17 protein-coding genes are annotated in these 17,765 nt (G+C 64.8%); 12 read left to right on the top strand and 5 right to left on the bottom strand.

Annotated elements, in window-relative coordinates:
* Genes KPL76_RS00810 through KPL76_RS00800 form a run of 3 tightly spaced genes read right to left on the bottom strand, consistent with a single transcriptional unit; the run spans nucleotide 1 to nucleotide 3,715 of the window.
* Nucleotides 1-1,053 carry an ABC transporter permease gene (locus tag KPL76_RS00810; RefSeq protein ID WP_216334482.1) on the bottom strand — a complete coding sequence of 351 codons (1,053 nt, stop codon included), beginning with the start codon at nucleotides 1,051-1,053 and terminating at the stop codon, nucleotides 1-3.
* On the bottom strand, nucleotides 1,050-2,573 hold the full coding sequence (locus tag KPL76_RS00805; RefSeq protein ID WP_253202091.1) for a sugar ABC transporter ATP-binding protein: 1,524 nt from the start codon (nucleotides 2,571-2,573) through the stop codon (nucleotides 1,050-1,052). The genes KPL76_RS00810 and KPL76_RS00805 overlap by 4 nt, the downstream gene beginning before the upstream one ends.
* A 44-nt stretch (nucleotides 2,574-2,617) precedes the next feature.
* Nucleotides 2,618-3,715: a substrate-binding domain-containing protein gene (locus KPL76_RS00800; protein ID WP_216334480.1), complete on the bottom strand. Its 1,098-nt coding sequence runs from the start codon at nucleotides 3,713-3,715 to the stop codon at nucleotides 2,618-2,620.
* A 220-nt stretch (nucleotides 3,716-3,935) separates the two neighbouring features.
* Between KPL76_RS00800 and KPL76_RS00795 the strand changes: the two genes are divergently transcribed.
* Nucleotides 3,936-4,511 (top strand): acireductone dioxygenase, encoded by a 576-nt coding sequence (locus KPL76_RS00795; protein ID WP_216334479.1) that lies wholly within the window; start codon nucleotides 3,936-3,938, stop codon nucleotides 4,509-4,511.
* Nucleotides 4,512-4,534: 23 nt separating this feature from the next.
* Here the strand turns inward: KPL76_RS00795 and KPL76_RS00790 are convergent, their stop codons facing one another.
* Complete coding sequence (locus KPL76_RS00790; RefSeq protein WP_216334478.1) at nucleotides 4,535-5,764, bottom strand: acyl-CoA dehydrogenase family protein; 1,230 nt, start codon at nucleotides 5,762-5,764, stop codon at nucleotides 4,535-4,537.
* Between the two features lie 256 nt (nucleotides 5,765-6,020).
* Here KPL76_RS00790 and KPL76_RS00785 point away from each other — a divergent pair, with 256 nt between their 5' ends.
* From KPL76_RS00785 to glmM, 5 genes are all read left to right on the top strand, one after another.
* Nucleotides 6,021-6,587, top strand: a complete 567-nt coding sequence (locus tag KPL76_RS00785) for an Lrp/AsnC family transcriptional regulator (protein WP_205107316.1) — start codon at nucleotides 6,021-6,023, stop codon at nucleotides 6,585-6,587.
* 54 nt (nucleotides 6,588-6,641) lie between these two features.
* Complete coding sequence (truA, locus tag KPL76_RS00780; RefSeq protein WP_253202090.1) at nucleotides 6,642-7,598, top strand: tRNA pseudouridine(38-40) synthase TruA; 957 nt, start codon at nucleotides 6,642-6,644, stop codon at nucleotides 7,596-7,598.
* 144 nt (nucleotides 7,599-7,742) lie between these two features.
* Nucleotides 7,743-8,189, top strand: coding sequence for a 50S ribosomal protein L13 (gene rplM / locus KPL76_RS00775; RefSeq protein WP_216334476.1), 447 nt, complete (start codon nucleotides 7,743-7,745; stop codon nucleotides 8,187-8,189).
* A 61-nt stretch (nucleotides 8,190-8,250) separates the two neighbouring features.
* Nucleotides 8,251-8,736 (top strand): 30S ribosomal protein S9, encoded by a 486-nt coding sequence (gene rpsI / locus KPL76_RS00770; RefSeq protein WP_205107323.1) that lies wholly within the window; start codon nucleotides 8,251-8,253, stop codon nucleotides 8,734-8,736.
* Nucleotides 8,737-8,902: 166 nt separating this feature from the next.
* A complete protein-coding gene (gene glmM, locus KPL76_RS00765) occupies nucleotides 8,903-10,261 on the top strand; it encodes a phosphoglucosamine mutase (protein WP_216334475.1) in 1,359 nt (452 codons plus the stop codon).
* A 57-nt stretch (nucleotides 10,262-10,318) separates the two neighbouring features.
* Here the strand turns inward: glmM and coaA are convergent, their stop codons facing one another.
* On the bottom strand, nucleotides 10,319-11,284 hold the full coding sequence (gene coaA / locus KPL76_RS00760) for a type I pantothenate kinase (RefSeq protein ID WP_216334474.1): 966 nt from the start codon (nucleotides 11,282-11,284) through the stop codon (nucleotides 10,319-10,321).
* Nucleotides 11,285-11,333: 49 nt separating this feature from the next.
* On the opposite strand from coaA, the gene glmS reads away from it, so the two are divergent.
* From glmS to rimI, 6 genes are read left to right on the top strand one after another with little or no spacing between them, the layout of a single operon-like run.
* Nucleotides 11,334-13,181 carry a glutamine--fructose-6-phosphate transaminase (isomerizing) gene (gene glmS / locus KPL76_RS00755; protein WP_216334473.1) on the top strand — a complete coding sequence of 616 codons (1,848 nt, stop codon included), beginning with the start codon at nucleotides 11,334-11,336 and terminating at the stop codon, nucleotides 13,179-13,181.
* Nucleotides 13,182-13,212: 31 nt separating this feature from the next.
* Nucleotides 13,213-13,578 (top strand): holo-ACP synthase, encoded by a 366-nt coding sequence (locus tag KPL76_RS00750; RefSeq protein ID WP_216334472.1) that lies wholly within the window; start codon nucleotides 13,213-13,215, stop codon nucleotides 13,576-13,578.
* Entirely contained in the window at nucleotides 13,575-14,741 is a 1,167-nt protein-coding gene (gene alr, locus KPL76_RS00745) for an alanine racemase (protein ID WP_216334471.1), read from the top strand. Before KPL76_RS00750 ends, alr (KPL76_RS00745) begins: the two co-directional genes overlap by 4 nt.
* Nucleotides 14,738-16,528 (top strand): alanine racemase, encoded by a 1,791-nt coding sequence (gene alr, locus KPL76_RS00740; protein WP_253202089.1) that lies wholly within the window; start codon nucleotides 14,738-14,740, stop codon nucleotides 16,526-16,528. The genes alr (KPL76_RS00745) and alr (KPL76_RS00740) overlap by 4 nt, the downstream gene beginning before the upstream one ends.
* A complete protein-coding gene (tsaB, locus tag KPL76_RS00735; RefSeq protein WP_371733914.1) occupies nucleotides 16,525-17,232 on the top strand; it encodes a tRNA (adenosine(37)-N6)-threonylcarbamoyltransferase complex dimerization subunit type 1 TsaB in 708 nt (235 codons plus the stop codon). Before alr (KPL76_RS00740) ends, tsaB begins: the two co-directional genes overlap by 4 nt.
* A complete protein-coding gene (rimI, locus tag KPL76_RS00730; RefSeq protein WP_216334470.1) occupies nucleotides 17,229-17,720 on the top strand; it encodes a ribosomal protein S18-alanine N-acetyltransferase in 492 nt (163 codons plus the stop codon). Before tsaB ends, rimI begins: the two co-directional genes overlap by 4 nt.
* The last annotated feature ends 45 nt before the right edge of the window (nucleotides 17,721-17,765 follow it).

Genomic DNA, 17,765 nt, shown 5'->3' with positions numbered 1-17,765 from the left:
TCAGTTCGAGGTGGTGGAGCCTGCCGTGACGACTGTACGCCGTCTCGAGAAGGTGAAGCTGAACAGGAGCGCGATCAGCAACACCACGCCTTTACCGAAATCCTGGAAGTAGTACGGCAGGCCCAGCATGGTGAAGCCCGTGACCATGACCGCGATGAGAATCGCGCCGAGGGCCGTGCCCCAGGCGTTCGGCCGGCCGATGCCGAGAACCGAGACGCCGACGAGCGCGACGGCGACCGCGTCGAGCAACAGTGAATTGCCTGCTGTGACGTCGCCCTGGCCGATGCGAGCAGCAAGAAGAAGCCCCGCAACAGAGGCGAGCAGCCCGCACCCCATGTAGGCGAACGTGCGGTACCACTGAACCCGGATGCCCGCCAGACGTGCAGCCTCTGAGTTCGTTCCGACGGCGAAGAGTGCGCGCCCCCAGCGGGTTCGTTCGAGCAGGAACCACAGCAGCACTGTGATGAGGAAGAACAGGATGACGGGTACCGGAACCGGCCCGATGCTGCCGCGGTCGAGCCAGAGGAAGTCGGCAGTGAACTTGCCCTGGGCCGTCTGGCCATTGGCGAGCGTCATCTGCGAGGAGATGGATTTGCCGTCGACGATGATCAACTTGAGCCCGACGATCACGAACATCGTCGTGAGGGTTGCCAGCAGGTCGGGGATGCGCGCCACCACGATCAGAAAGGCATTGAGTGCGCCGATCAACAGACCGCAGATGAGAACCACAGTCACCGCTACGCCACCGACCTGGTTGGCGACCACCATCGTCCAGGCGGCGATCGACACGGCGAAACCTGCCGATGCGCCCACCGAGAGATCGATCCCGCCGACGGTCATCGCCAGCATCACACCGAGGCCGGCGATCGCGGTGGGCGCGATGAATTTGAGCATTCCGAAGAGGTTGTCGACGGTTCGAAAACTCGGTTCGCTTATCGCGAAGAACGCGACGAGACCGATGGTCACGCCGACGAAGCCCCACTTGACCACGAAGGCGGCGAACTGCTCCCCGGCGCTGCTCTTTCGCACTCTGATCAGGGTCGCGCTGGTCATTCGGGGTCCTTTCGGGAGGTACTGGTCTGCTGCGAACCGAGGAACGCTTCGATCACGGTCGCGCGATCGAGTTCATCGGCGTAGGCATCGAGTTCGATGCTGCCCGAGACGAGCACGACGATCCGGTCGGCGACTTCGAAGATCTCGTCGACATCGCTGGACAACACCACGGCGGCAGCGCCGTCCGCGGCGATGGCGGCGAGTCGGGATCCGATCTCCCGGCGCGCAGCGATGTCGACCCCGCGGAAGGGCTCATCGAGAATGGCGAGCCGCGGCTTTGCCGACAACCATCGCCCTACGACGGTCTTCTGCTGGTTTCCGCCTGAAAGATCGTCGATCAGCGCGCCCGGGCCGCTCGCCACGATGCCGAGCATGTCGATCACCACATCGGCCCGCGACGTCTCAAAGCGTTTGCGTATGATCCCGGCAAGGCTCGATTCAGCGAGAAACGGCACGGTGATGTTGCGAAGCACAGACCAGCCAGGGAGGATCCCCTGGCGCTGCCTGTCTTCGGGCACCAGTACAACGCCGGCTGCGATCGCATCGCCGGGACGCCGGGGGGAGTAGGGGGCACCAGCGAGAGTCAGCGTGCCGGCGAGCGGTGAGCCCAAGCCCGCGAGCAGCTCAGCTATCTCACTCTTACCCGCGCCGATCAGCCCCAGCACACCGAGCACTTCACCAGACCTGATCTCGAGGTCGATGGGGGCCGAGCCGCTGAACAGTGTCACCTGCGAGAGTGTGGCAACAGCATCCGTACCCCGGTGAGTGAGGCCGCGGTCGTGTTCGAGGTCGGCGGATCTGCCGAGCATGTCGTGCAGAATGCCGCTCCAGCCGAACGGGCGTTGTGAGGTGCTCTGCACGATGCCGTCACGCAGCACGACCACTCGGTCGGCCAGCGCCTCGATCTCACCGAAGCGGTGTGACACGTAGATGATCGAGAGGCCGGATGCACGGAGCGATCTCAGCACGTCGAACAGCCGTTCGGCCTCGGCGGTGGTCAGGGCAGAGGTCGGTTCGTCGAGAATGAGCAGTCTCGGGGTGCCGCGCAGGGCCCGCGCCAGCACGAGGAGCTGCGCGTCAGAGATCGGCAGGTTGCGGGCATCCTGGTTCAGCACACGATCGGGCCAGTCGAGGCCGAGGGTCGCCAGGGCCGAGCGCGCGTCTGCCAGCTGGCGCCGGTGATTGCGCAGAATGTGCTTCGACCCCTGCGCCAGGTCGTCGAGGGTGAGGTTCTCGGCGACGCTCAGGCCGGGCACGATTCCGTCGGCGACCTTCTGGTGCACGGCAGAGATACCGAGTGACTTGGCCTGCACGGGTGTGGCCAGGTGCACTGCCTCGCAAGCGACCCGGATGATGCCGCTGTAGCGCGAGTTCGCGCCGGAGAGTGCCTTGATCAGCGTCGATTTGCCGGCGCCGTTCGCGCCGAGGAGGGCCGTGATCTCGCCAGCTCGAAACTCGAGCGAGATCTCCGAGAGCACCAGGTTCGATCCGTACGAGACGGAGACGCCGACGAGGGACACGACAGAATCATCGTGTCCCTCGTTCGGGTTCAGTGGGGCAGAGGTCATCCGGAGACCGCGGGGAGCCAATCTGCAACGACGGTCGTGTCGAGCTTGAGCTTCGGTTCGGCAACGCGGAGCTGGGTCACGTTGGTGACCTTGTTGTCGGCCAGGAACTGCTGAGTGATCGTGACAGCGGGGAACTGTTCGCTGGTGTCCTTCAGCTGGCCGGCGAGCGATAGAGCCAGGGTGCGGATGACGCCGGCACCGACGGCGGCCGGGTCGGTGGCCGAGGTGGCGACCCAGGGACTGCCGTCTGCGGTGATGACCTGGATGTCGGCGTTCGAGATGTCGATGCCGTAGACCTTCACCTTCGACTGCAGGTTGTTCTGGATGACGGCCTGGACCGTTCCCTTGGTGATTTCATCGTACGGGGCGAAGATCGCCTGAACGTCGGGGTTCTGCTTGAGAGCGGCGTCGACGAGGGGGATGTTGTCGGTCGCGGTCGACTCGGTGACCTTGCCGGTCGAGAAGACGACGTTGAGCTTGTGGGCCGCGACGACCTGGTCCCAGACCTTCGCGCGGGCGTCGAGAGGAGCGAAACCGGTGGCGGAGACGTAGCCGACCTTCGCACCGTCTCCGACGTCTTTCACCAGTTGATCGAGAACGCCCTGAGCCATCGAGGCATCGGACTGGCTGGTGGTGATGACGCCGGTCGCGTCCGTGAGGGCGAGGTCGTAGGTGACCACCGGGATCTTGGCGGCGACGGCCTCGGTGATCAACGGCTGGAGCGTGTCCGTCTGCCCGTGGTCGACGATGATGGCGGCGGGCTTCGAGGCGATGGCCTGTTCGAGGTCGCTTGCCTGCTTCGCGTTGTCGTTGCGGGCATCCGTGACGGTGAGTTCGATGTTGGCGGCCTTGGCCTGCGCCGTCGCGCCAGCACCCCAGGCCTCGAAGAAGTCGCCTGCGCCGCTCTGGCGGACCAGGGCGACCTTCACAGGTGCGCCGTTGAACGGGCTGGGCAGGGGAGCAGAAGCGGTGGCAGCGGGAGTGGACGCTCCCGCAGAGGTGCTGGAGCTCGTCCCGGACTGCGAGCAGGCGGTCAGCGCGAGCAGGGTCGCTGCGGCAACGACCAGTATCGGGGCTCGACGGGAAATGGCCATGAAGGCTCTCCTTGAAAGGTGTGGGGGAGTGGATTGAGAGACGACGCCTGAGGTGAGTCAGGCAGAACGCACGCGGGCTCTCTGGTGAAGGGAACCGGCGGCTGCTGTGTTCTCCACCATTCAAGGGCGTAATCGGTGGCTTCTGCCAATTGTGTTTCGCTCTGTTACTTTCATGAACAATTCGAGTTGGCCGTCTGGAGGACGCGTTTACGATGAGTACATGACGCTGCTGACCGTGTGGAGCACCACCGACCCTTCGACCCCTGAAATCCAGACCCGCGATGCCGATACGATCCGAGGGATCCTCGCGGGTGTCGGTGCCCGGTTCAGCCGGTGGGAGCTCAAGGAGCTGTCGGAGAACCCGACACAGGACGAGGTGCTTGCCGCCTACGCAGACGAGATCGCCGCCGTGAATGCTGCTCAGGGCTACAGCCTCGTCGACGTTGTGTCGATCGTGCCTGAGGATTCGGACGCCTACCGACAGACCGCCGAGACGGCGCGACAGAAGTTCTTGAGCGAGCACCGCCACGATGACGACGAAGACCGCTTCTTCGCGCGTGGCAGCGGGGTCTTCTACCTGAACGTCAACGGCAAGGTGCACGCGGTGTTCTGTGAAGAGGGCGACCTGCTCTCAGTGCCGGCCAACACGACACACTGGTTCGACATGGGCACGACACCGAGTTACGTTTCGGTGCGCTTCTTCCACGACGACGACGGCTGGGTCGGCAACTTCACCGGCAGTGACGTCGCCACGCACTTCGCCACGTACGACGAGTTGGCCGCTGTCTCGGTCTGAGCTCGGTCGAAGGCCAGTCTGACTCAGCTGTAGCCGCTCGGCGCCGGGAAGGTGCCCACGAGGCCGTGGTCACCGACCTCCTGGGCTTTGTAGGCAACCGGGTCGTGCAGGGTGATAGTGCGTGCGTTCCGCCAGAACCTGTCGAAGGCATAGCTCGAGGCTGTCGCTCGGGCTCCCGTCAGTTCGAAGATGCGAGACGACACGGTCAACGCGACTTCTGTGGTGAAGACCTTTGCAGCGGCGATCTCCACGGCGGCTTCACCGCGTTGGGCATCAGTCAGTTGCCAGCCGCGCTCGGCAGCCTCGACGAAGGTCTCCGTCGCTTGCCAGGTCAGGGCATCCGCTGCCCGTGTCTGTGCCTGGAGCTCACCGAACAGCGCGCGAATGTGTGGGTCATCTGTGGCGTGTTCGACTCCGCTGGTGGACCAGGGCCGTGTTGTGGAGGTGACGTAGTCGGATGCTGCGGCCAGGGCACCCTCGGCGAGGCCGACGTGCACGTGGTCGAGGGCGAGCTGGAAGAGAAGGATCGACAGCGAGGAGTACGGGCGGTAGCGAGGCCCCTCCTGTCCGCCGAATCCGAGGACGTGGGCCGTTGCTACGAAGGCATCGGTGAACGAGACCGAGCCGGAGGCCGAGAGGCGCTGCCCGATGCTGTTCCAGTCGTCGTGGTGTGTCACTCCCTGCTGGGTCGCGTCGATCACGATCGACAGCTTCTCCCCGGTGTCGACCCGAGTGCCGCTGGCGGTGATGCGGTCGGACACCTGTGCTCCGGTCGCGAAGAACTTGCGGCCAGAAACCGTGAAACCACCCTCGACGGGGGTGAGGGCGAGGTTCGCATCGCGGGGATTGCCCGCCCCGCCCCAGAACCAGTGGTTGGCTGCGAGGCCGCGCTGCAGAGACGTGATGGCTGCGGAGTCTTCGTTGAGTGCAAGCCGCCACGAATTGACGAAGTGATACGCGAACACGTGGCCGAGCCCGGCATCTGCCCTGATGATCGGGCGCAGGGCGACGAAGACGGAAGTCCAGTCGAGCCCGCCACCACCGAGCCCGGATGGCACCAGGGCAGGAAGCAGACCGGTCTCGCGTAGTGCGGCGACCTCGCCGAACGGCGCCGTGCCCTCGCGGTCCCGTTCCGCAGCGACGTCTGCGAACTGTTCGGCCAAGCGAACGCCAGCTTCCCCTGCTGCTGTTGCGCTGGTGATCACCGGCAGGGGAGTGGTGAACGAACGAGGGGCGTGAGGCGGCAGGGGCACGATGATCTGTCTCCAGCGTGAGGTGTCGTTTGTCGTGCGGCGGTCGTAGTACCACCACGTCTACTCACCACTATGCCCGGTCCGGGTGCCTTTGTGCGTCGGCGAGTCTTTCAGTGACCGTGTACCTCAGAGAAGACGCGTGCAGGTTCTGTGCAGGCCTCCACTCTGGCGAGTTTTCGCGCTGGTGAGTTTTCAAGAGCTAAGCGAGATATACTCATATCCAGTCATCGTGGGGGTCACGTGAGGAAATGCAACGATGTTGCCCAGAAAAGCAAAACGCAGTCCGTTCTCGTCGTACGTCGGGGCTCGCTTCGAACAGCCCGAAGTCGAACTCGATGACAAGGATCTCTCCCTCTTGAGGGAGCTCGCAAAGGATTCGCGGCAGTCGCAGCGGGCATTGAGCCGTTCGGTCGGCATGTCGCCTCCGGCTGTCGCTGAACGGCTCGCGCGTTTCGAGCGCACCGGCATCGTCAGGCAGTACTCCGTCTCGATCGACTGGAACAAGCTCGGGTTGGGTGTCGTTGCGCTGGTCAACGTGACGCTCAAGCCTGGTTGTGATCGCCAGGAGGTCTTCGACGCACTCGCCGGCATGGTCGAGCTCGAACAGCTCACCATCGTCACGGGCAGGTATGACCTTGCTGCACGATTTCGAATCAGTGACCAGGCGCATCTGCGTGAACTGATTCTCGACAGGGTGCCCACGCTCCCGGGAATTCTGAGAACCGAGACGCTGCTCGGTCTTGGTACTCTCGACACCGAAGACTTTGCGTCGAGAATGTTCGACGCATTTCCGGGCGACGAGTGCGTCGAGAGGGCGGTCTGAAGCACACGGTTCGGAGCGTACGGCTCGGAGCATACGGGTTGAGAGGTGCATGCGGTGGTGGTTCGAGTTCGCCTCGATCTCGCTTACGACGGCACCGATTTTGCCGGCTGGGCGCGCCAGCCTGGTCTTCGTACCATCCAGGGCGAAGTAGAGAAGGCTCTCGCGGGCCTGTACTCGAAACTGGGTCCCATCGCCTCCCTGGTTGTCGCCGGGCGCACCGATGCAGGTGTGCACGCTCGCGGTCAGGTGGCCCACCTCGATCTCAGTGACGAGCAGGCTGCGAAGATCGAGGTGAGTCGTATTGCACTCAGCGTGAATGGATTGCTCAGCACGATGCCGAGTACCATGCCGAGTAACACGCCCGGTGGCAACCAGGACATCGTGATTCGGCGCAGCACCATCTCCGACGAAGGATTCGACGCGCGGTTCTCTGCACTCTGGCGTCGGTATGAGTACCGCATCGCCGACACGCTTCCCGCCCGCAACCCCCTTACCCGCCGAACGACAGCGTGGACGACCAAACCCCTCGACGTCGAGCTCATGAATGAGGCTGCGGCCCAGATGCTGGGGCTGCATGACTGGGCGGCGTTCTGCCGCCCGCGGCCGTTCGCCACGACCATCCGTACTCTCCAGGAGTTCATGTGGGTCCGGACTGGCGACGACACGGTCGTCGCCTCGCTGGAGGCTGATGCGTTCTGCCACAGCATGGTGAGGGCTCTGGTTGGCGCGACAGTCGCCGTCGGGGAAGGGCGACTGAGCGTGGATGATGTCGTGCGACTGCGTGAGGCGCTCGAGCGCACAAGTGCCTTCAAGGTGATGCCGGCGCGCGGGCTCACGCTCACAGAGGTCGGGTACCCTGATGCGGCGGGCCTCGCCGTTCGCGCCAACGAGACGCGGGCACGGCGCACGCGCGAGGCGCTGATCGCTGAACGAGCCGAACAGGCCGCGCGAGCCGAGCAGACCCACGGGACGGGCGCGCGCCAACTGGCCAATCAGCCAGAAATGGGCTAGGCTCGCTCTTTGGTGTGTGCAGCATATTTGCGCCACCTGAAATTGAGCCCTCCACCGGCACGTTCCCCTGCTTCTTGCAGGGCAGAATCTTCCACGGAGCGGGATTTCACGAACACCTCATTTCAACCAGAAAGCACTGTTACTGTGACGCGTACCTATTCCCCCAAAGTGAGCGAGCTCGTTCGCAACTGGGTCATCATCGATGCAACCGACGTGGTGCTCGGCCGTCTGGCCAGCCACGCCGCGATCATTCTCCGTGGTAAGAACAAGCCGACCTTCAGCCCCCACCTCGACGGTGGCGACTTCGTCATCATCATCAACGCCGAGAAGGTCGCCCTCACCGGCTCGAAGGCCCTGCAGAAGAAGGCGTACCGCCACTCCGGTTACCCGGGAGGCCTCTCGGCTGTCACGTACGCCGAGCTTCTCGAGAAGAACCCCACCCGCGCGGTCGAGAAGGCCATCCGTGGCATGCTGCCGAAGAACTCGATCGGCCGTTCGCAGCTGACCAAGCTCAAGGTCTACACGGGCAGCGAGCACCCGCACGCCGCGCAGCAGCCCGTTCCGTACACCTTCGACCAGGTCGCGCAGTAGCGCCCGCCGGTCACCTCCTCTTAGACATCTTTAGATTTAGACAAAGGAATTCGTAACCAAAGTGGCGAAGATCGCAGATCAGATTGACGTGGCTCCCGAGAGCTACTCGACCGAAACCCCCACCATCGAGACCCCCAAGGCAGCTCGCCCCGTACTGAGCGTCGGTGGCGCAGCCGTCGGTCGTCGCAAGCAGGCCATCGCCCGCGTGCGTCTGACCCCCGGCGCAGGCACCATCGTCGTCAACGGCCGCGAGTTCGAGAACTTCTTCCCGAACAAACTGCACCAGCAGCTGATCAACGACCCTTTCAAGCTCCTCGACCTGCTCGGCAGCTACGACGTGATCGCCAAGATCTCCGGTGGTGGCCCTTCCGGCCAGGCCGGTGCGCTGCGCCTCGGCATCGCCCGTGCGCTCAACGAGATCGACGAAGAGAACAACCGTGCAACCCTGAAGAAGGCCGGCTTCCTGAGCCGCGACGCACGCGTGAAAGAGCGCAAGAAGGCCGGTCTCAAGAAGGCTCGTAAGGCTCCTCAGTTCTCGAAGCGCTAAGCGCTTCGCAGCCCATAGACTTCACCTGTGCTGTTGCAAGTCGTGCTTTTCGAGGGTGTCTTGTCTGAAACAGCGCTGTCTGAAGTCGTTCAGTGCATGTCATTCTCAACGAAGAAGTCTGCTGGCTCGGCAGTAGTCGGTCGGCGTTTCGGGCAGGGGAACTTCTGTGGGTAGCCTCTTCGGCACTGACGGCGTGCGTGGGCTCGCGAACAGAGATGTCACGGCAGATCTGGCCCTTCGTGTAGCCCAGGCGGCCGCGGTTGTGCTCGGTGCTGAGGCGCGCCGTGCCGGCCGCAGGCCTGTCGCGGTCCTCGCACGCGACCCGCGTACATCGGGCGATTTCATCGCGGCCGCGGTTGCAGCGGGATTCGCCAGTTCTGGTGTCGACGTCTATGACGCCGGCGTCATCCCGACCCCCGCGGCGGCATACCTCGTCGCTGACTTCGGCGCTGATTTCGGCTGCATGATCTCGGCTTCGCACAATCCTGCTCCTGACAACGGCATCAAGTTCTTCGCCCGCAAGGGGAAGAAGCTCGACGATGACATCGAAGATCAGATCGAGGTCGCTCTCACCGAGCCGTTCCTCACCCCGCTGGGTTCCGACGTCGGCAGGATCCGCAGGTTCGCTGACGCCGAGGATCGCTACGTCGTCCACCTGCTGTCGACACTGCCTCACAGCCTCGAAGGCCTGCATGTCGTTCTCGACTGTGCGCACGGGGCTGCGGCGGGAGTCTCTCCGCACGTCTTCGCCACTGCGGGAGCGACTGTCACCGTCATGGGCAACGACCCCACCGGCGACAACATCAACGACCAGGTGGGCTCGACCCACATGCAGGCCCTCATCGACACCGTGCGCGAGTTGGGTGCCGACGTGGGCATCGCCCACGATGGTGACGCTGACCGGTGCCTGGCGGTCGACCATAACGGCGCGATTGTCGACGGCGACCAGATCATGGCTATCCTCGCCACCGCACTCGATGCGCGAGGGGCGCTCAAAGACCGAACACTTGTCGCGACCGTGATGAGCAATCTGGGGCTTCGTGTCGCGATGGCTGAGCAGGGCATCCGGATGCTCGAGACCCGTGTCGGTGACCGTTACGTTCTCGAGGCCATCAACGCCGAAGGCTACAACCTCGGTGGTGAACAGTCCGGCCACATCATCTTCGGCGACTACGCCACGACCGGAGACGGAATTCTGACCGGGCTGCAGCTCGTGAGCCAGATGGCTGCGACCGGAAAGTCTCTCGCCGAGCTCGCGTCGATCATGAAGGTGTACCCGCAGACGCTCGTGAACGTTCGTGGTGTCGACAGGGAAGCTGTCGCGTCTGATGACGTCATAGCCCAGGCGGTGCTCGAGGCCGGTGTCGAACTCGGCAACACGGGTCGCGTGCTTCTGCGTCCGTCCGGTACCGAGCCTCTCGTTCGCGTGATGGTTGAAGCCGCGGACCAGGCAACGGCAGACAGGGTTGCTGCGCGGCTGGCGGATCTTGTTCGCGAGCGACTGGCGCTGACGCCCGCCACGTAGCGCACAATCCGCCGCGAGTGCAGTGGGGGCAACCTCAAGCGGTGATTCGGATCGCTTTCAGATCTTGCGCAGCAACACGCGGCTGACGTGGTGCTGGGCGTCTTTTCTGAGCACCAGCGTCGCGCGCGAGCGTGTCGGCAGTACGTTCTGGAGAAGGTTGGGCTGGTTGATCGACTCCCAGATGGAGTTTGCTGTCTGGCGTGCCTCATCGTCAGAAAGACTCGCATAGCGGTGGAAGTACGAGCTCGGGCTCGCAAACGCGCCCTTCTTGAGCTTCAGGAAACGTTCTTCGTACCAGCGGGCGATGTCTGTCGTTCGTGCGTCGACGTAGATCGTGAAGTCGAAGAGGTCGCTGACCGCGAGTCGGTTGCCCGGTGTCGGCGGTTGCAACACATTCAGCCCCTCGACGATGAGAATGTCGGGCTGGTGCACGACGATCTGGGCGTCGGCGACGATGTCATAGCTCAGGTGCGAGTAGAAGGGCGCGCGTACTTCGCTTGCGCCGCTCTTGATCGCGGTGACGAAACGGAGAAGCGCCTTTCGGTCGTAACTCTCGGGGAAACCCTTGCGATTCATGAGACCCAGTCGCTCGAGTTCCCGGTTGGGCAGCAGGAACCCATCGGTGGTGACAAGCTCGACACGTGGTGTGTCATCCCAGCGCGCAAGCAGCTCGCGCAGGAGACGCGCGATCGTCGACTTTCCCACGGCAACAGAGCCCGCAACGCCGATGACGAACGGTGTGCTCCTGGCCTTCTCCCCGAGAAAATCACTCGTCGACCGATGGAGATTCTTGTATCCGGCGGCATACAGGTTCAGAAGCCGGCTGAGCGGCAGGTAGACCTCTGACACCTCCGTCATGTCGAGCGGCTCGCCGAGACCTCGGAGTTGCACGATTTCGGTTTCGAGCAATGGATGCGGCGTGGCCGGTGCCAGCGCGGCCCACTCAGCACGGTCAATCTCGACAAAAGGGGTGGTCTGGCCCGCTGCTGAATGCGACGCGGGATTCGACGTGGGATCGGCCATAGACCTCCATTGTGCCTCAACACAGGTACCCACCTGTAAAATCGAATTCATGTGTGGAATCGTGGGCTATGTCGGACGACCCCAAAGCCTGGAGGTTCTCCTCGGCGGCCTTCGGCGTCTGGAATATCGGGGCTATGACTCCGCAGGCGTGGCGATCATCACCGAAGACGGTGATCTGGTGACGCGAAAGCGTGCCGGCAAGCTCGCGGTGCTGGTCGACGATCTTGCAGCCAATCCGCTGCAGAACGGATCGACGGGCATCGGGCACACCCGCTGGGCTACGCACGGCGGGCCCACCGACGTGAACGCGCACCCGCACCTGAGCCAGGACGGCACGCTGGCACTCATCCACAATGGCATCATCGAGAACTTCGCCGAGCTGAAGGCCGAACTGCTTGCTGAAGGATTCACCTTCGAGAGCGAGACCGACACCGAGGTCGCAGCCAAGCTTCTCGGGCGCGAATACGACAAAGGCGACGGCCTCGCAGCTGCGCTCGGGCGTGTCGTGGTGCGCCTCGAGGGTGCTTTCACGCTTCTTGCCCTGCACAAGGGTGAACCCGGCGTGGTCGTCGGTGCCCGCCGCAACTCTCCGTTGGTGATCGGGTTGGGCGAGGGCGAGAACTTCCTCGGCTCCGACGTCGCGGCCTTCGTCGAACACACCCAGCGTGCCGTTGCCATCGGCCAGGACCAGATCGTCACCATCACTCCCGACTCGGTCGTCGTCACCGACTTCTTCGGCACCGAGGTGCCGGTTTCGGAATTCCAGGTCTCGTGGGACGCGTCGGCCGCCGAGAAGGGTGGCTGGTCGAGCTTCATGGCCAAGGAGATCAGCGAACAACCCGAGGCGGTCCTGAAGACCCTGCTGGGTCGTGTCGTCGACAAGAAGGTCGTGCTCCCTGACCTCGGCGTGCTGGCAGAACATCTCGAAGCCATCGACCGCATCGTCATCATCGCGTGCGGCACGGCCAGTTATGCCGGGATGCTCGGCAAGTACGCGCTCGAGAAGTGGGCGCGCATTCCGGTCGAAGTGCAGCTCTCGCACGAGTTCCGTTACGAAGACCCGGTGCTGACGCCGAACACCCTGGTCATCTCGATCAGCCAGTCCGGTGAAACGATGGACACGCTGATGGCCGTGAAGTACGCGATCGACGCGGGCGCACGGACTCTCTCGATCTGCAACACCCAGGGCGCAACGATCGCCAGGGAATCAGATGCTGTGATCTACACCCATGCCGGGCCCGAGGTCGCCGTAGCTTCGACGAAGGCATTCGTCGCCCAGATCGCCGCCCTGTATCTCTTCGGTCTGCACCTCGCCAGTGTTCGGGGCACCCTTCCAGCGGCCGAGATCGCGGGCGCGCTCGACGAGCTCCAGGCCATCCCGGAGAAGCTCGAAAAGGTGCTTCTCACGGCACCGCGGATCAGCGAACTCGCCGGGTGGATGTCTGACACGAGGGCCGTTCTCTTCCTCGGCAGGCACGTCGGCTACCCGGTGGCGCTCGAGGGCGCTCTCAAGCTCAAGGAACTCGCATACATCCACGCTGAAGGCTTCGCAGCGGGCGAGTTGAAGCACGGCCCGATTGCCCTGATCGAACCGGGGCAGCCGGTCTTCGTGGTCGTACCTAGCCCGAGGGACCCGAATTCGCTGCACGCCAAAGTCGTGTCGAACATCCAGGAGATCAGGGCTCGTGGTGCCCGAATCCTGGCCGTCGCCGAGCAGGGTGACGCCGCTGTGTTGCCGTTCGCCGACGAAGTGATCCCCATTCCTCTTGCCGGCGCGCTGTTCGAGCCGCTGCTTGCTGTGGTTCCCTTGCAGATCTTCGCCATGGAGCTCGCCACGGCCAAGGGGCTTGATGTCGACCAGCCGCGCAACCTGGCCAAGTCCGTCACGGTCGAATGAGCGGTCCCGGTCGAGTGATTGGCCCGGTCGAATGATCGTGGGCGTGGGTGTGGACATCGTCGACGTGCCCCGGTTCCGTCGGTCGCTGGAGCGAACGCCGGCGCTCATCGAGCGGTTGTTCGCTCCCAGCGAACGCGGACTCGCGGTGCGGTCGCTCGCGGCCCGGTTCGCTGCGAAGGAAGCACTCGTGAAGGCGGTCGGAGGCCCGACAGGCTTTCGCTGGCACGACATCGAAATCGTGACAGACGAACACGGTCGCCCCTCGTTCTCGCTCGAGGGTACTTCGGCTGCCCGCGTCGCATCAGACGGCGTCGCGGCCCTCCACCTCTCTCTCAGTCACGACGGCGATTCAGCCTGCGCGTTCGTCGTCGCCGAGGGCCCGGAGAGAACCCAGTGACGAACACCCCGCTCCGGCTGGCGACGATCGACCTCGCAGCGATCAGCCACAACGTTCGAACCGTGGACCGGCTGGTGGGCGACTCCGAAGTCATGGCCGTCGTCAAAGCCAATGGATACGGCCACGGCGCAGTCGAAGTGGCTCGCGCCGCACTCGAGGGTGGTGCCACCTGGCTCGGTGTCGCCGATGTCGACGAAGCACTCGAGCTTCGCGCGACCGGGATCACCGCGCCGATTCTCGCGTGGCTGCATGCGACCGAACCCGATTTCACCGACGCTGTTCGCCAGTCGATCGACCTCGGCATCAGTTCCCGTGCGCAGCTCGACGCCGTTGCCCGCGCCACTGAGGGCCTCAGGATGCCCGGCGGAGCAGCCCCGGAAGCGCGGGGTGACGCACAGACACCGGCGACGGCAAGGGTTCACCTCAAGATCGACACCGGCCTCGGGCGCAACGGTGCGGAGTCGTCGGACTGGGCCGGGCTCTTCGAGCGGGCGGCTGAGCTCGAGTCACAGGAACTGATCACTGTGGTCGGCATGTTCAGTCACCTGTCGAATGCGAACGACGAGGAAGATCGTGCCCAGTTGGCGATGCTCGAGAGTGCCGTCGCGCAAGCTCGGGATGCGGGCCTGGCTCCCACGATCATCCATCTGGCGTCGACGGCGGCAGCCCTGCGATTGCCAGAGATGCGTCTTTCGCTCGTGCGCCTGGGAATCGGAATGTACGGCCTCTCACCGTTCGACGATGAGGACTCCGCTGCGCTGGGCCTCCGGCCGGCGATGCGACTGGAGGGCCGGGTCATCGCAGTGAAGCGAGTCGAGGCCGACAGCGGAGTTTCGTACGGTTACACCTATCGCACCGAGGGAGCGTCGACGCTGGCGCTGGTCGCACTCGGCTATGCCGACGGTATTCCTCGGTTGGGCTCGAACCGGGCGCCCGTGTGGATCAATGGGGCGACGTACACCGTGTCTGGCCGCATCGCAATGGACCAGTTCGTGGTCGATGTGCACGATGCACAGGTCGAGGTGGGTGACAGCGTTGTGCTGTTCGGCGACCCCGCGACAGGTGTGCCGGCAGCCGAACACTGGGCAGAGAGCGCTGAGACCATCAACTACGAGATCGTCACCCGCGTGGGCGGCCGCATCGAGAGACGGTACACGCGGTGAGCGAGGTGCGTGATTCAGCGCACGCCGGCAGTCTGCCAACGGGCCGCGAGTCGACGGTCAGTGGCTCGCTGGATGACCTCTCGTTGGGGTCTGCTCGCCTGGGAGCGGCGCCAGAACGGGTCGCCCGCATCAACGTCGATGCGTTCCGGCACAATGTGCGTCTGCTCAATCAGCTCGCTGCGCCGGCCGAAACGATGCTCGCGGTAAAGGCAGACGCCTATGGGCACGGCATGGTTCCGCTCGCCTTCGCTGCCCTGGAGGCGGGCGCGACCTCGCTTGCCGTGCTCGACATCCCGGCGGCGTTGGTGCTGCGGGCGGCAGGAATCACGGCCCCGATCTTCGCGTGGATGCACGCACCCGACGCTGATTTCGGGGCCGCTGCCGCGGCCGACATCGATCTCGGCCTCTCCGCAGTGTGGCAGCTCGAGGCCATCGCTGCCGCAGCCCAGGCGAACGCCCCTCGGGTTCATCTCAAGATCGACACGGGGCTTCATCGCAACGGCGCCAGTGTCGAACAGTGGCCGGGTCTCGTGCAGGCCGCGATGGCCGCCGACGCTGCCGGTGTCGTGCGCCTTCATGCCGCCTGGTCGCACCTCGCAGACGCGTCGCCGGCCGATGACGAAGAAGCGTACGCCCACTTCCGGCAGGCGGTGGATGTCGCAGAGGGGCTGGGTGCGAGATTCGAAGCCCTGCATCTGGCGGCCAGTTCGGCCGGAATCCGGATGCCGGGGGCCAGGCTCAGTTTTGTGCGCTTCGGCATCGCGGCCTACGGAATCTCGCCGTTCGACGATGAGACGGCCCTGGAGCTGGGGCTTCGCCCGGTGATGACGCTCGCAGCACCGGTTGCCTCTCTCAAACGGGTCGGCGCCGGGCACGGGGTCTCGTACGGATTCGACTACCGCACCACTCGGCCGACGACGCTCGCACTTGTGCCCCTGGGCTACGCCGACGGCGTTCCGCGTGCGGCGAACGGGCGGGGCCAGGTCTGGCTGAAGGGAAGGCGGTACCCCATTGCGGGTCGTATCGCTATGGACCAGTTCGTCATCGACGTCGGTGACGACGTTGTGGCCGTCGGCGACGAGGTGATCGTCTTCGGCGAAGGCCGGACTGCGGTCGAACAGGAGCCGGGCACCGGGGTTCCGACGGCGGAGGACTGGGCCGGATTCGCGCACACGATCGGCGACGAGATCGTCGCGCGGGTGGGCCCCCGGGTGCCTCGTGTCTACCTGACCGACGACGCTGATGCGGGTGAAGATGCCGCCGAAGCGAGCGCCACCGATGGGAGCGCTGCAGACCCGGACCGCTGGGTGATCGCCGACCCGGAGGCCATGCACGATTTCGGATTCGGATTCGCCTCACGTCTCGGCGCGGGCGATGTGCTCGTTCTGACGGGCGAGCTCGGTGCCGGCAAGACGACCTTCACCCGGGGGCTCGGCGAGGGCCTGGGTGTGCGGGGCTCTGTCACGAGCCCGACGTTTGTACTCGCCCGGACGCACCCCAACCTCACCACCGGCGTGCCTCTGGTTCACGTCGACGCCTACCGGCTCGGAAACGCAGCAGAACTCGACGACCTCGATATCGATTTCGGCGGTTCGATCGTCGTCGTCGAATGGGGTTCCGGTCTCATCGACCGTATCGTCGGCGACTACCTCGAACTCGTTATCGAGCGGCCGATGGGCCGCGCGGGCTCGACAGACGGCGGTGGGGCAGACGCTGACGAGACCGGCGAGGCGCCGGTCGAACCCCGTGTCGTGACACTTCACCGGCGCAGACGGGCCGATGGATGACTGCCACGACGAAATCCGACGTGATCGTTCTGGCGATCGACACCTCTGCAGCGACGAGTGTGGCTGTCGTGAGTGGCGAGCGGGGCATCCTGAGCGAAGCCAACGGACTCGACACGATGAAGCACGCCGAGGTCATCGGGCGGCTCATCGAGCAGGCCCTCACCGAAGCGGGAGTCCGGCCGGCAGAGCTGACGGCCGTGGTCGCGGGGATGGGGCCGGGGCCGTTCACCGGGCTTCGGGTGGGCATCGCCGCCGCGCACGCCTTCGCGATCGGCGCGGGCATCGACGTACTGCCCGTCGTCAGCCATGACGCCGTCGCTTTCGAACGCCGTGCGGCGGGCGAGCACGGTGAACTCCTCGTGGTGACCGATGCGCGACGCAGGGAGGTGTACTGGTCGCTGTACGACCTTGGCGCGGCTGAAGCTGTTGCAGACAGTGCCAGCCCAGGAGCTTCTGGAGAAAGCGGCGGGGCACGAATTGCCGGGGCAGCGCGGAGGCTCGACGGCCCGGGCCTGGCGAAGCCCGATTCGCTTGCGTACAACGCGGCAGCGCGGGTCGACGCGACCCAGGTCTCGGCCGGGGCGCTCGGCACAGTCGCGCTCGGAATCCTCGAGTCGGGAGACGAGTTCGCCACCGGCCAGGCGCTGTACCTCCGTTCTCCGGATGTGACCGTCTCGACCAGCGTGAAGCGGGTCAGCCAATGAGCTTCACACTGCACCGGGCCGGCCCTGCCGATGTCGCCGACATCATGCTGCTCGAGACCAGCACCTTCGGTTCCGACGCGTGGTCACCCGCGATGATGCTGGCCGACGTCGCCCAGCCGCACTGTTACTACCTCGTCGCCACGAGTGAGGGCTCCAGCGAGCTCCGCGGGTACGCCGGGCTGCTGAGCCCGCAGGGAGCGCCCGACGCCGACATCCAGACGATCGCCGTGGCACCGGATGCCCGGCGGCACGGCCTCGGCCGCCAACTCATGCTGGCACTCCTCGTTGAAGCCGAACGCCGCGGTGCGCGCCGGGTATTCCTCGAGGTCCGGGCAGACAATCCCGGCGCCCAGCACCTCTACAACACCCTGGGCTTCGCGCCGATCGGCACACGACGGGGGTACTACCAACCCGACAATGTCGACGCGATCGTGATGCGCCTGGATCTTGCGCACAACACGGCACAGAGCGGAAGCAGGACGTCATGACTGACCCCGCCACCCGGCCCATCGGCATGGATGACCTGCTCGAAG

Origin of the sequence: Subtercola sp. PAMC28395, assembly GCF_018889995.1 — a bacterium.
In the GTDB taxonomy this organism is placed as follows: Bacteria; Actinomycetota; Actinomycetes; order Actinomycetales; family Microbacteriaceae; genus Subtercola.
The sequence above is the reverse complement of the archived record's forward strand: the minus strand, read 5'-3'. Positions and strand labels throughout refer to the sequence as shown.

Excerpts from the sequence above, each read along its gene's own strand:
- coaA (WP_216334474.1), bottom strand. The coding sequence starts at position 11,284 with ATGGCCGATCCCACGTCGAATCCCGCGTCGCATTCAGCAGCGGGCCAG.
- KPL76_RS00795 (WP_216334479.1), top strand. The coding sequence starts at position 3,936 with ATGACGCTGCTGACCGTGTGGAGCACCACCGACCCTTCGACCCCTGAA.
- rimI (WP_216334470.1), top strand. The coding sequence starts at position 17,229 with ATGAGCTTCACACTGCACCGGGCCGGCCCTGCCGATGTCGCCGACATC.
- KPL76_RS00810 (WP_216334482.1), bottom strand. The coding sequence starts at position 1,053 with ATGACCAGCGCGACCCTGATCAGAGTGCGAAAGAGCAGCGCCGGGGAG.
- KPL76_RS00785 (WP_205107316.1), top strand. The coding sequence starts at position 6,021 with ATGTTGCCCAGAAAAGCAAAACGCAGTCCGTTCTCGTCGTACGTCGGG.
- tsaB (WP_371733914.1), top strand. The coding sequence starts at position 16,525 with ATGACTGCCACGACGAAATCCGACGTGATCGTTCTGGCGATCGACACC.
- KPL76_RS00750 (WP_216334472.1), top strand. The coding sequence starts at position 13,213 with ATGATCGTGGGCGTGGGTGTGGACATCGTCGACGTGCCCCGGTTCCGT.
- KPL76_RS00800 (WP_216334480.1), bottom strand. The coding sequence starts at position 3,715 with ATGGCCATTTCCCGTCGAGCCCCGATACTGGTCGTTGCCGCAGCGACC.
- glmS (WP_216334473.1), top strand. The coding sequence starts at position 11,334 with ATGTGTGGAATCGTGGGCTATGTCGGACGACCCCAAAGCCTGGAGGTT.